The following is a 12,860-nucleotide window of genomic DNA, read 5'->3' as shown; positions in this document are numbered from 1 at the left end:
AAAGGGTATATCGCATCTAGGTGCCGGTTGGGCTGGGATCTCGTGTGGCGCGGCCCTGGCCAACCCGCGCCGATCCGCTCACGCCAGGTCTCTTCGCCCTCGTCCAGGCCGACGACACCCCGCGATCGGAACGCGTCATGAACCTGTCCATGCCGGTCACCGCCGTCGCCGGGCAAGGCCGCAAGGCGGCAGCCTCCCGGGTACTGACCAGCACCAGGTTCCTGCTGATCGCGGGTGTCGCCGCGCTGGCCGCCGCCACCACCGCGGCCGCGAGCGGCGCAACGAGCAGCTCGCCGCCAAGGTCGGCCCGCCGGCTGCCGCGGGCGGATGGCTTACAGCGCGCACACCACCGGACCGTGCCCGGCCCCAGGGCGGGCAGCCGCCGGGGCGGCACCGGCCCTCGCGCCTGCTGCGGCAGCCGAACCGGACCTGCGCGGCAACACGATGTTTACGAGTGAGGGAATACGTTGCATCATGTTCGAATCAGGGATTTAAGTTAAACGATTGGACGTCTCATGACAGTGATCATGTCGGCTGATGGCTACGCATCAGCACCATCGTGGAGCACCCGGTCGTTACGCCGGCTACTGACCGCCCTCGTGGTCACCGCCCTGACGGCACTGGCAGGTCTCCTCGTCTGGGCGCCGCCGGCCAAAGCCGCCACCCGTCAATTCCGTGGCATGAACTGGGCCGTGCTGGGTGACAACTTCAGCACCGGCACGCTCGTCGTGCAGGGCCTGAGCCTGTCCGACAGCAACGCGACAGTGCGAGCCAAGGCCAACGCCCTCTACGACGACATGGCCGCCACCATTGGCGTCAACACCGTCCGGCTGCCCATCAACACTCACACTGTGGCCAACACGGCTTGGTGGAACTCCTACCGCGGGGCCATCGACGCCGCCACCGAACGCGGCTTCAAGGTCATCCTCGCCTATTGGGAGGACGGTGCCGCCTCCAGCGGCAAGATCACGGATCTCGCCGCATGGAACACGATGTGGTCCAGCGTGATCAACACCTACGGCTCGAACGGCAACGTCTACTTCGAGCCGATGAACGAGCCACACGGCTACAGCTCGACAGACTGGCGCAACGTCGCAGCCAACTGGCTGAGCCAGCACAGCGCAGCAGTGCCCGGCAGAGTGCTCATCGGCGGCACCGGCTACAGCCAGGACCTGCGCGACATCTGCAACGACAGCCGCTTCAACGCGACGCTGCTGTCCTTCCACTACTACGCGTTCTTCTACAGCCCGATGACCTACGACGCCTTCCGGAGCCACATCCAGACGCGTCTGGGCAACTGCGCCTCCCGCACGGTCGCGACCGAGTACGGCGCGCCGATGTCCACCGGCCTCAACTACGGCGACCCGAACAGCACCGACAATTTCGTGCACTACCTCCGCGCCATGGCTCAAGTCATGCGGGACAACCAGATGGGCGGCACCTACTGGCCCGCCATCGGCGGCAAGCCCGGCACCATCGGCTACGACTGGTACTCGATGTTCGCCCTCAGCGGCAGCGGTACCGATCTCAACCTGACCGTCCGCAACACCTCCGGCGCCGACCGGATCCGCTACGCCTGGGGCGACACCATCGGCGACCCCACGCCACCGGCGACGACGTTCTACCGGCTCAACGTGCGCCACAGCAGCAAGGCCATGGACGTCCAGGCACCCAACACCGACAACGGCGCACGCATCGACCAGTACACCTACGGCGGCAACGCGTGGCAGCAGTGGCAGTTCCAGGACGCCGGCAGCGGCTACTGGCGCATCATCAGCCGGCACAGCGGCAAGTGTCTCGACGTGGTAAGCGCTTCCACCACCGACGGCGCCGAACTCATCCAGTACACCTGCGGTAGCGGCACCAACCAGCAGTTCCAGATGGTCGCCAACGGCAGCTACTTCCAGCTGCGGGCACGTCACAGCGGCAAATGCGTCGACGTACCGGCCGCCTCGACCGCCGACGGCGTGGTGCTCAAGCAGTACACCTGCAACACCGGCACCAACCAGCAGTGGTCGCGCACGGTCGTCTAGGGATGGTCGCCACGTGACCACGGTTGCGCGGTACGGCCCTCACTCCACGGTGCCGAGCTGGTGCTCGGTACCGTGGACTTCGCCTTCACCGACGCTCACCGCGACGGGTTCATCGCCATGGCCCAGGCCTGCGCTCACTCCCCCACCCCGCCGCACGATGGCGCCCAAGAAGGACATGCCGCGGCGAGGGACGGTGCTTACACAACTTTGAAGCCGTCGGCGACGATGTTGAACAAGCTGAGATTCTCCTGCCAGCTGGCATCGGCTACGTACCAGGAGATCGTGTAGTACTTGCCGGAAGCGATGAACCCGCGTCGGAGCACGTGGACGCGGGTGCCGCTGCCGGTGTTGTAGAGCCACTCCCAGTCCGCGGCCTTGTAGCCCCGGTAGTCGACCGAGGCCAACTCCAGCCTCCGGTAGTTGGGCTTGCTCTGTTGACGCTCCTCCTCGGCCAGGGCCGCTACCGGGTCCGGGTTGAGGTTCTCCGATCGGTATATGCCGAGCACACGACGCAGCCCGCCCTGCTCCTTGAAAAGGATCATGCCGCCGTCGCGATCCGTCGACCAGTTGTCCGGCACCGGAAGCGAGAACCCGCTGCCTCTGTATGTGTGCCAACCCGCAGGCAGCACAAAGCCGGTGGCTGCAGGGGTCGGTGAGGTGGCCGGCGCCGACGAGGTGGCCGCGACGGCGGACGGAGAAGGTATAGCGGCCGGGGTCGGCATGCCCGCACTGGTCGGCGCGGCGACCGGAGTCGTCGGCGGGTCGTCGCCGTCGGCGAGGCGAACGGAGACGCTCAACGCGACGACGGCCGCGACCAGCGCGACACCGATCCACCGCCGCCTGACAGCGACGGCAGGCGCGGCTGGGACCACGGAGGTCCCCGTGGTCATCGACAGGAGATTCTCGGACAGGGACTCCTGCGCGGAACCGCCGATCGGCGCCGGTGCCTGCTTGACCGCCGCGACCAGGTCAACCTTCGTCGTCGCCGTCACCTCGGCCGTTGCCGCCGCCACCGGCTCGGTCTCGACGTCCGGAGCCGAGCGCGGCTGCGGCACAGGTGCGAGAGCGGCAGGATGCGGCGGGTACGTCGGCGCGACCTTCGTCGCCTCAGCCGCGGCGTTCATCGGGGGCGGCGCCGCGACCCACGGCACCGGCTCTGCGGGGGCGGCGCTGGCGCTGTCGGCGACGCGCGAGCGGTCCTGGCGCGGTATCAGGCCCACACGGCGCACCCCGGGAAGGAGCAACAGCCCGCGCTGCCGACGCTCGATCGCACGCAGGAACAGCTGCTCTGCCTCGTCGGCCTTCATTCTGCTGCCGGGGTCTCTGCGCAGCAGGCCGGCGACCGCCGCCTTGAGCGGCCCGCTGGCGTTGCGGACGGGCGGAAGCGGCTCGCTGGCCAGCGCGGTGAGCGTCGCGATCGCGGTGCCGCGGGCGTACGGCGACTGCCCCTCGACGGCCGCGAAGACTGTCGCGCCCAGGGACCACATGTCGGCCTCGGGACCGGCGCTGCCGGTGCGGGCCCGTTCCGGCGACATGTACGCCGGCGAGCCGAGCAACATCCCGGTACGGGTGACGTTCGGGTCACCGGGCACCGTGGCCAGGCCGAAGTCGGTGAGGACCACCCGACCGTCGACGCCGAGCAGCACGTTGCCCGGCTTCACGTCACGATGCACGACGCCGACTTGGTGCGCCGCACGCAATGCCGCGAGCACACCCAGCCCGATCTCCGCCGCTCGCTGTTGCGGAACGGGGCCGTCGAGGGCGAGGACCTCGTGCAAGGAGCGTGAAGGCACGTACTCCATGACGATCCACGGGTCGCCGTCGGTACGCAGCACGTCGAAGACGCGTACGGCGTTGGTGTGGCTGAGTTGAGCGATGGCGCGGGCCTCGCGCAGCGATCGCTCGCGCATCTCCTGGCGCTCCTGATCGGTGAGGCCCGGCGGCGGGACGAGCTCCTTGATCGCTACGTCCCGGTGGAGGACCTCGTCTCGGGCTTTCCAGACACGCCCCATCCCGCCCTGGCCAAGCGCCTCGACGAGCCGGTAGCGGCCAGCGACGAACGGCCGCTGGGAGGATGAGGGGGACACCCCAAGAACGTACCGGTGCGCGCTGCGCTGAGCATCGGCGGGATCTCCGGATACGCTGGTGGCGCGGCGGAGTGACGCGACGATGTGGGCGTCGGCAACGGCTGTCCGCTCGTCTGCGGCCACCGCCGACACCCCGCATGACCGCGCGGGCGCCGCGGACACCGGCTGGGAGTCGGCACCGTCGTCGCCACCACCAGTGCGCGCAACACCAGGCTGAGGACGGTTCCTCTTCCCGTTGCCATTGAGTGCTCTCTAGTGAGTACTCGTGTTGCAGTCGGCCGTTGCCGGCCGACGGTCCCCGGTCGGCGGCGACCACCCGCCCGCCGTTCCAGATACGCCCATCGCCGTGAGTACACCGCCCGCCGCCGCCGTGTCCTGGCTCAGGAGCAGAAGGTGTTCCGTCTCCACGGGTCCGCCGCCACGGTGCGTGACGGCCTTGTCCGCGCACCGCAGGGCCGAGCGACCCCGGTCCGAGAAGACCGCGTCAGTCATTCGTACACCCCGAAGATCGCCTCGAACAGCCAGGCCACGCCCGCGGCGATGGAGTCCTGTGATTCAGTGCGCGCGGCGGTAGTGCATGGCCACCGCGCCGTTGCGCAGCGGCTCCGCCGAGAGCAGTTCGAGCTGACGCGTGCCGGGCAGCCCGCCCTGGTACAGCGTCGGGCCGTGGCCGGCGATCCTCGGATGGACGAGCAGCTTGTACTCGTCGATCAGGTCCAGCCGGTCGAGTTCGGTCGCGAGCTTGCCGCTTCCCAGGAGGACCCCGGCCGGGGTCGCGTCCTTGAGCTTCTGCACGCCCTCGCGCAGATCGCCGGCGATGTGGTGGCTGTTGGTCCACGGGAAGTCCTTGCGCGTCGACGACACCACATACTTGGGTTTGGCCTCCAGCTTGACCGCCCACTCGCGCATAGCCGGCGGCGCCTCCTCGTCGCCGCGGGCGACGGCTGGCCAGTAGCTCTCCATCATCTCGTAGGTGACGCGACCCCACAGCATCGCCCCGGCCTCCTCCATGAGACGGGTGAAGAAGGCGTGTGTCTCGCCGTCGGCAATTCCTTCCTGGTGGTCGACGCAACCGTCCAGGGTGAGGTTGAGGCTGAAAGTGAGCAGTCCCATCGCCGACGAGTCTAACGCCACTACGGCCAGGCGGGCGTCGCGTCAGCGAGCTCGAGGTACCACGCGCCCCGTCTCGTTGAAGTCGTCGGTCTGGACAAGCCTGCGCTCGCTTGCGGGCGTCGCCGGGGAACGGACGTATCGCTGTCAATGCATGGCGTACGTGTCCGACACGTGGCTCGCGGCTAACCTCACCAACCCGTTTCGGGACTGGGCCGATCGCCCAAGGCCGAACATCGAGCAACTGTCATACTTGTGCATGAAGGATCTTGACTATTATTCCAGCCCGGATTCCTATGTAGACGGATGACGATCGACTGACGCGCCGTGTCGTCGGTAATGGCTGTTCAGGGCCCGTTGCTGGTGGCGTCGCGCCAGGTGGACAGTGCAGCCAGTACTTGATGGTGCCAACCGTGCGGGTGATCAGCTTCGCGAACATGTGCCGGGTTTCGTTGACAGCGGAATCGCGACTCGGTGGACGAGGTCTTGCATTTCATCAGCCTCCGGCGCTCATCCGCCCGTACGCCCCGACGCGATCTGGGCTTCCACCCGCTCCAGCTCGGGGTCACGCAGACCGACCGTGTCAGTGGTCCAGAACGCCTCGGGATAGATCAGCCGGCCGACCATCCACGGCTGGTACGCCGAAAGAAGCGCCACCTGGAACCCCGGGTCCGGGATGCGCGTCGAGGGCCGGTCGAACCCAAGGGCGGAGGCGGAACTGAACCCGCGGCGTCCGTAGTAGTTCGGGCTGCCCTCAAGGAAAACGGCTGGCGCGCCACGATCTCCGGCGGTCTGCAGTGCCGCCGCGAGCAACGCGGTGCCGACGCCGTGGCGCTGGAGGTCGGGACGTACCGACAGCGGGGAGAGCACCACCACCTCGACCAGCTCGCGTCGAGCGTCCACCCAGCCGCGTGAGAGACCAACGTGCCCGACCAGCTCCTCGTCGACAACAGCGACCAAACTCGCCCGAGCTGCTCCGCTGGCCTGCAGAGCTCGCATCATCTGCACAACGCGCCCGTCCGGTGGCTCGCCGAACGCCGCCGAGACGACCCCCTCGGCAGCCAGCTCTTCGGCCGGCATCACATTACGGATCTCCATGGCGCGACCTTAGTGTCAGTGGTCGGCCGGCGCACCGCAGTTTTCGGGCTCCATCTCGCGCCCATCCGCGGGCGTGGCGGTCTGGGTGTACTACAGATATATGTCGCTCTATCGCGGCCGGTCCCAGTGCTCTGACCGGGAAGGTTCGCCGGGTTGGTAGCCGGTCTCCGAGCGGGCACGTGCTGCTTGCTATCCGTTCACACGCCCGGTGCCAACGCCTACGCTGGGTAGCCGGCCGCTGGGCCACTTGACGTGTTGCGCAGGGACGAGATGAGTGACCTCTACATTCGGGTGATCCCCGTTGATCCGCAGTGGCAGCCCACGGCCGAAGCGGCCGGACGGACGGCAGAGTATGTCGCCGGGCTCTTCGCTGGGCCGGGCGATCATGTCGAATCGATCAAACCGGTGTTCTACGATCACATCACCCTCATAGACGCGGGCCAGTACATGGAGGATGTTTTCTGCCCCCGATGCGACACCGCGATCGGACTGGACTGGTTCTGGGATCTGCTGCGCGAGGAAGATGGCGGACTGACAGTTGATCCGACCATCGGCGACCTGGACGTCAGGGTCCCGTGTTGCGGCTGCCCGCTGATGCTGCCCGAGCTGCGATTCGAGGCACCGGTCGGATTCGCCCGCTTTGAGGTGAGCATCATGAACTGGACCCGACATGCCTGGGAACTCAGCGACGAGGAACTCACCACGGCAGGTGGGATCCTGGGGCATCCAGTGACACAGATCCACACCCGCTACTGAGCTGACAGCCGGACCGTGCACCCAGGCGGACGGGACCTCCGACGGTGCGACCGGCCGCGGTCATGGGCGTCGGCACTGCGAGACCCCCGCTTGCCGGAGATGTCTCGTGGGCCGCACCGTATCTTCGATCGCGGTGCGGCCCACGACAACGGGCCCGCAGGGCGTCCCGTGCTCCTCTGGTTCCCCGTCAGGACGCGGCCTTGACGAACTCGGTGGTGAACGTCTTGGCCAGGTCGATCGTGGCGGCGGCCTGTACGTCCGGGTTCGACGCCTTCAGCACGTCGAGGACGGTCTGCGGGCCGTCGGCGGGCATCACGCCGTCGGCGGTGAACATCCCCTTCGAGTCGTTGATCGACTGCACGTACAGGGCGGAATCGTCACCGGCGTAGTCGGCGGGCATCTTCGCGGCGATCTCGGCGGCCGTGTGGGTGTCGATGAACTTCAGCGTCTTGACGAACGCGTTGGCCATCTTCTGGATCGCGGCCTTGTGCGCGGCGACGTAGTCGCACGGCATGTACAGCGACGCACCCGGGTAGAGGCCGCCGAGCGCGGCGCGGGTGCCGTCCTCCGTACGCATGTCGATGATGACCTTGGCCTTGCCGGTGCTGGTGAGCTTGGCGATGGTCGGGTCGGTGGTCATACCGGCGTCGATGGCGCCGTTGTCGATCGCGGCGATGAACGTCGCCCCGGCTCCGGCCTTGACGATGGTGTACTGCGAGCGCTGCACGCCGCCCTTGACCGCGAGCCCCTGGGTGATCATGTCGGTGGACGAGCCGGGGCTGGTGACGCCGAGCTTCTTACCCGCGAAGTCCTTGGCGGAGGTGATGGTGGCGGCCTTGGCGGTGGCGACGACCTCGGCCTCGCCGGGCACGTCGGCGAACTGGACGACGCTCTGCACGCACTTGCCCTTGGCCTGCAGGTGGATGCTGTGGTCGTAGAAGCCGACGACGCCGTCGACCTGCCCGGCCAGCATCATGGTCTCGGCGTCGGCGCCGGACGGCTCGCTCTTCAGCTCGACGTTGACGCCCGCGTCCTTGAAGTAGCCGAGCTGCTCGGTGAGCTTGGCGGGCAGGTAGATGACCTTGTCGAGGCCGCCGACCATGATGGTGACGGTCTCGGTGCCGCCGGTGGCGGCGGGCTGGTCGGACGGGGAGGTGCCGCGGCAGGCGGCCAGGCCCAGGATCAGCGCGGGCAGCGCTGCCAGCGCGATGGACTTGCGCATCGTTGCTCCTTGCGAAGGGTGGTGGGATTGCGAAGGGAGGAAGGGTGGGTCAGTGCGGCTGCCACTTGGTCAGCCGCTTCTCGACGAGGGTCAGCAGACCTTCGGCGAGCAGGGCCAGCACCGTCATGATGATCATGGCGGCGTAGATGCCGGCCGAGTCGAAGGTTCCCTGGGAGTGGGCGATGAGCATGCCCAGTCCCTTGTCGGCGCCGGTGTACTCGCCGACGATCGCGCCGATGAGCGCGAAGCCGAACGCGGTGTGCAGGCTGGCCAGGATCCAGGAGGTGGCACTGGGCAGCACGACCGTCCACATCATGCGCATGCGGGAGGCGCCCAGGATGCGGGCGTTGTCGTGGATCACCCGGGGCACCTCGCGGGCGCCCTGGAAGGCGTTGAAGAAGACGCCGAAGAACACCAGCACGAACGCGGTGGCGATCTTCGAGCTCATGCCGAAGCCGAACCAGATCACGAAGATGGTGGCCAGCACGATTCGGGGGATGGCGTTGGCGGCCTTGATGAACGGGGCGAGCACGTCGGCCAGGTAGCGGGCCCGGCCGAGCACGACGCCGAGCACGACGCCGACCAGGGAGCCGAGCATGAAGCCGTAGACGGCTTCCTGCAGGGTGTAGGAGATCTGCTCCCAGACGGTGCCGTAGGAGGTGCCCTCGGTGAACCAGGTGACGAGCTTGTCCCAGATGAGGCTGGGCTTGGAGTAGAAGAACGGGTCGATCCAGTAGGTCCCGGCCAGTTCCCATGAGCCGAGCCACAGCGCGACGAGGGCGGCACGGCCGCCGTAGACGCCCCAGCGGCGGCGGTCGCGGCCGGTGACCCTGGTCGCGGCGGTGGTCAGCGGCACCGGCGTAGCCAGCTCAGCCACGGTTGGCTCCTCTCGTACGCGCGATCTCGACTTCCTCGCGCAGGGACTCCCAGACCTCGCGGTAGAGGTCGAGGAACTCGGGTTGCAGGCGGATCTCGTCGACGTTGCGGGGGCGCGGCAGCGTCACCGGGACGATGGACTTGACGGTGGCCGGGGCGGCGGTCATGACCACGACCCGGTCGGCCAGGGCGATGGCCTCGGTGAGGTCGTGGGTGACGAAGACGACCGCCGCGCCGGAGCCGGACCACAGCCGCAGCAGCTCGGCCTGCATGAGCTCGCGGGTCTGCACGTCCAGGGCACCGAACGGCTCGTCCATCAGGATGATCTCGGGTTCGGTGATCAGGGTCTGGGCCATCGCGACGCGTTTGCGCATGCCGCCGGAGAGCTGGTGGGGGTAGTACTTCTCGAATCCGGCCAGCCCGACGCGGTCGATCCAGGCGCGGGCGCGTTCGCGGGCCTCGGCCTTGGCCACGCCCCGGTAGCGCAGGCCGAGCGCGACGTTGTCGACCACGGTGCGCCAGGGCAGCACCGCGTCCTGCTGGAACATGTAGCCCACCGACCGCGGGATGCCGGTGACCGGCGTCCCGGCGACCGCCACCTCGCCGCCGCTGGCCGGCTCCAGCCCCGAGATCAGGGACAGAGTCGTGGACTTGCCGCAGCCGGTCGGCCCGACCACGGTGACGAACTCGCCGGGCGCGACGTCGAGGCTGACGTCGCGCATCGCGGTGAAGGTGCCGCCCCCGGCGGCCGGGAAGACCTTGGTCGCCCGGGTCAGCCTGATGACGGGTGTGTGCTGGGTCATAGCGCACGACCGTAGGGAGGACACCCGTGTTTCCGCGCGGTTGCGAACATTGCGCGGGCAAGTTACGTAGATCGCTTTTTGCGCATTCTGCTCACGGCCTTACCGCAGGTAGCGTGTGGTGATGCCCCGTCGCCCCCTCCGGCTGGCCACCCAGACCATGCTGTTGCAGGTCGTCGTGGTCGCCGTCGTCGCCGCGGCCGGGTTCACCCTCGCCGCGCTGCTGCTGCGCAGCGAACTGGAGCAGCAGTACCTGCAACGTGCGCTGGCCATCGCCCGGACCACCGCCCGCGAACCGGGCCTGGCCGCGAAGGTCGCCGACGGCCGCCCCGACCCCGGCGGCGAGGTCCAGGCGTACGCCGAGCGGGTCCGCACCGCCACCAACGCCCTGTTCGTGGTGATCGCCGACCGCGACGGCATCCGCTACTCCCACACCGACCCGACGCAGGTCGGCAAACGGGTCAGCACCGACCCGTCCGGCCCGCTGAGCGGACGCGAGGAGGTCGCCATCCAGCGCGGCACCCTCGGCCCGTCGGCCCGCGGCAAGGTCCCCCTCTACGACGACACCGGCCGCATCGTCGGCGAGGTCAGCGTCGGCATCCACGTCGACCGGATCACCGACCGTCTCGACGAGCTGCTGCCCTGGGCCGGGCTGTTCGCCGCGATCGCGCTGGCCGTCGGCAGCGGCGGGGCCGCGCTGCTGGCCGTACGCCTCAAACGCCGCACCCTCGGCCTGGAGCCCACCGACCTGGCCGACCTGGTCCGCGAGCAGGTCGCCGTCCTGGAGGGCGTCCGCGACGGCGTGCTGGCCGTCGACGTCAACGGCCGGGTCAGCGTCTGCACCGAGCAGGCCGCCGCGCTGCTGACCGAGCCGGTGCCGGTCGGGTCGCCCGCCACCGAGGAGATCGTCACGCTGCTGGACGACCGTTCCCCCGTCACCGGCGAGCTGCGGCTGGTCGGCGACCGCGTGATCGTGGTGACGCGGCGGCCGGTCGAGCGCGGCGGCCAGGACCTCGGCACCGTGCTTACCCTGCGCGACCAGTCCGACCTCGACGCGATCGCCCGCGAGTTGGAGGCCACCCGGGCGCTGACCGACGCGCTGCGCGCGCAGGCCCACGAGCACACCAACCGGCTGCACGCCCTCGACGGCCTGCTGCAGCTCGGTGACGTGCCGCGCGCCCACGCCTACCTGCGGGAGCTGACCGCGACCGAGGCGGGCGGCACCGTCGGCGGCCGGGTCGGCGACGCCTACCTCGACGGGCTGCTGGCCGCGAAGGCCGCAGTGGCCTCCGAGGCCGGGGTGGTGCTGCGGCTGGGCGAGGACACCTGGGTGCCGGGCCAGCTCACTGCCCCGCTGGACGCGGTGACGGTGCTGGGCAACCTCGTCGACAACGCGATCCGCGCGGCCGCCGCGGGCACCCGCCGACCCGCCCAGGTCGAGGTCAGCCTGCTGGCCGACGGGCCCGACCTGCACATCTACGTCGCCGACAGCGGCGACGGGGTCGCGCTGCCCGACCCGTTCCGGGCCGGGGCGACCACCAAGCAGGAACCGGGCCGGGGCCTCGGACTGGCGCTGGCCCGTCGTACCGCGCGCCGCCACGGCGGCGACGTACGGCTGCGGCCGCCGCAACCGGGCGCGGGCGCGGTCTTCACCGCCGAGATCCCCGGGGTGCTGGCCCCGGCCACTCCGCTGAGCTGGGAAGTGACGGCATGATCCGGGTACTGGTGGTCGACGACGACTTCCGGGTCGCCGCCCTGCACTCCTCGTTCGTCGGGCAGATCCCCGGGTTCACCGCCGTCGGGGTAGCCCATACCGCGCAGGAGGCCGTCGAGGCCGCCGTGCGGCTGCGTCCCGACCTGGTGCTGCTCGACCAGTACCTGCCCGACGGGCTCGGCACCGCGGTGCTGGCACAGCTGCGCGCCGACACGATCATGCTCACCGCCGCGAACGACACCGCCACGGTACGAGCCGCACTAGGCGCCGGGGCGCTCAACTACCTGGCCAAACCCTTCACCGCCGCTCAGCTGGCCGAACGGCTGGCCGCGTACGCCCGCTACCGCCACCACCTCACCGGCGAACGTGACCTCGCCCAGGAGGAGATCGACCGGGCGGTCGCGCTGCTGCACGACGCCGACGCACCTGCCGCGGCACTGCCCAAGGGGCGCTCGCCGGTCACCGCCCAGCGCATTTTGGAGGCGCTGCGGTCGGCCACCGGGCCGATGACCGCTGTCGAGATCGCCGACAGCACCGGCGTCTCCCGCGCCACCGCGCAGCGCTACCTCGGCGACCTGGCGCACTCCGGCAAAGTCGAGCTGAGCCTTCGCTACGGGTCCACCGGACGCCCCGAACACCTCTACCGCCGGCGCGGCCAACCCGCCCGCATCCGCTGATCGCGCTGAGGTCCTACCCGTCGAACGAAATCCCAGAACCTCGCTACCGGTTGAAACGCTACGCAGCTATCCAAACAGGATAAACCTACACTACGTAGGAGCAACCGACTGCCGTATTCGACCCAGCTCACGGGGGCTTGCCATGGCGCAACCGAAAGTGCTGCCCGAACTCGACCTGAGCCGCGATGCGCGCCAGGTCATCAGGGACGGTGTACTCGACGGCGGTGCCGCTCATCCAGCCGAGCGCTCCGAACTCCTGCGTCGGCGCTGCTGGACAGCAGCGCCCGCACCATCGCGGCTGCCTGGATCGCGTCGGCCATCGCCGACCACCTGGCCACCGGCTGGTCCCACAGCCGGCCCCACCCCGCGATCATGGCCGGGCGCGGCGGACCTCGAACTCGAACAGCGAGTACCCCCACCCGGTGGCGCGGGTCGTGCCGTAGATCCGGACGTACCGGCCGGTGCCGCCGAGGGCCGTGTTGTCGTC

10 protein-coding genes are annotated in these 12,860 nt (G+C 69.2%); 4 read left to right on the top strand and 6 right to left on the bottom strand.

Features of this window, described 5'->3' with window-relative positions; translation table 11 throughout:
- The first annotated feature begins 680 nt into the window (after nt 1-680).
- Entirely contained in the window at nt 681-2,033 is a 1,353-nt protein-coding gene (locus KUA19_RS40465; RefSeq protein ID WP_254550880.1) for an RICIN domain-containing protein, read from the top strand.
- Between the two features lie 197 nt (nt 2,034-2,230).
- Here KUA19_RS40465 and KUA19_RS40460 read toward each other — a convergent pair whose 3' ends face one another.
- The 3 genes from KUA19_RS40460 to KUA19_RS40450 all read right to left on the bottom strand — a co-directional run bounded on the left by KUA19_RS40460 (nt 2,231) and on the right by KUA19_RS40450 (nt 6,328).
- Nucleotides 2,231-4,243 (bottom strand): serine/threonine-protein kinase, encoded by a 2,013-nt coding sequence (locus tag KUA19_RS40460; RefSeq protein ID WP_308167928.1) that lies wholly within the window; start codon nt 4,241-4,243, stop codon nt 2,231-2,233.
- A 432-nt stretch (nt 4,244-4,675) separates the two neighbouring features.
- Nucleotides 4,676-5,233 carry a dihydrofolate reductase family protein gene (locus KUA19_RS40455; RefSeq protein WP_217405047.1) on the bottom strand — a complete coding sequence of 186 codons (558 nt, stop codon included), beginning with the start codon at nt 5,231-5,233 and terminating at the stop codon, nt 4,676-4,678.
- A 507-nt stretch (nt 5,234-5,740) separates the two neighbouring features.
- Nucleotides 5,741-6,328, bottom strand: a complete 588-nt coding sequence (locus KUA19_RS40450) for a GNAT family N-acetyltransferase (protein ID WP_217405045.1) — start codon at nt 6,326-6,328, stop codon at nt 5,741-5,743.
- 270 nt (nt 6,329-6,598) lie between these two features.
- Between KUA19_RS40450 and KUA19_RS40445 the strand changes: the two genes are divergently transcribed.
- A complete protein-coding gene (locus KUA19_RS40445) occupies nt 6,599-7,084 on the top strand; it encodes a hypothetical protein (protein ID WP_217405043.1) in 486 nt (161 codons plus the stop codon).
- A gap of 187 nt (nt 7,085-7,271) precedes the next feature.
- Here the strand turns inward: KUA19_RS40445 and KUA19_RS40440 are convergent, their stop codons facing one another.
- From KUA19_RS40440 to KUA19_RS40430, 3 genes are read right to left on the bottom strand one after another with little or no spacing between them, the layout of a single operon-like run.
- A complete protein-coding gene (locus tag KUA19_RS40440) occupies nt 7,272-8,306 on the bottom strand; it encodes an ABC transporter substrate-binding protein (RefSeq protein WP_217405042.1) in 1,035 nt (344 codons plus the stop codon).
- Nucleotides 8,307-8,355: 49 nt separating this feature from the next.
- Nucleotides 8,356-9,183, bottom strand: a complete 828-nt coding sequence (locus KUA19_RS40435) for an ABC transporter permease (RefSeq protein WP_308167927.1) — start codon at nt 9,181-9,183, stop codon at nt 8,356-8,358.
- Complete coding sequence (locus KUA19_RS40430; protein WP_217405040.1) at nt 9,176-9,985, bottom strand: ABC transporter ATP-binding protein; 810 nt, start codon at nt 9,983-9,985, stop codon at nt 9,176-9,178. The genes KUA19_RS40435 and KUA19_RS40430 overlap by 8 nt, the downstream gene beginning before the upstream one ends.
- 121 nt (nt 9,986-10,106) lie before the next feature.
- On the opposite strand from KUA19_RS40430, the gene KUA19_RS40425 reads away from it, so the two are divergent.
- On the top strand, nt 10,107-11,696 hold the full coding sequence (locus KUA19_RS40425) for a sensor histidine kinase (protein WP_217405038.1): 1,590 nt from the start codon (nt 10,107-10,109) through the stop codon (nt 11,694-11,696).
- The gene (locus KUA19_RS40420) at nt 11,693-12,373 is read left to right on the top strand and encodes a response regulator (RefSeq protein WP_217405036.1); all 681 of its coding nucleotides are present in this window, start codon (nt 11,693-11,695) and stop codon (nt 12,371-12,373) included. Before KUA19_RS40425 ends, KUA19_RS40420 begins: the two co-directional genes overlap by 4 nt.
- The last annotated feature ends 487 nt before the right edge of the window (nt 12,374-12,860 follow it).

The organism is Catellatospora tritici (assembly GCF_019083965.1).
In the GTDB taxonomy this organism is placed as follows: domain Bacteria; phylum Actinomycetota; class Actinomycetes; order Mycobacteriales; family Micromonosporaceae; genus Catellatospora; species Catellatospora tritici.
Note: the sequence above shows the minus strand (reverse complement) of the source record. Positions and strands in the feature narration are given on the sequence as shown.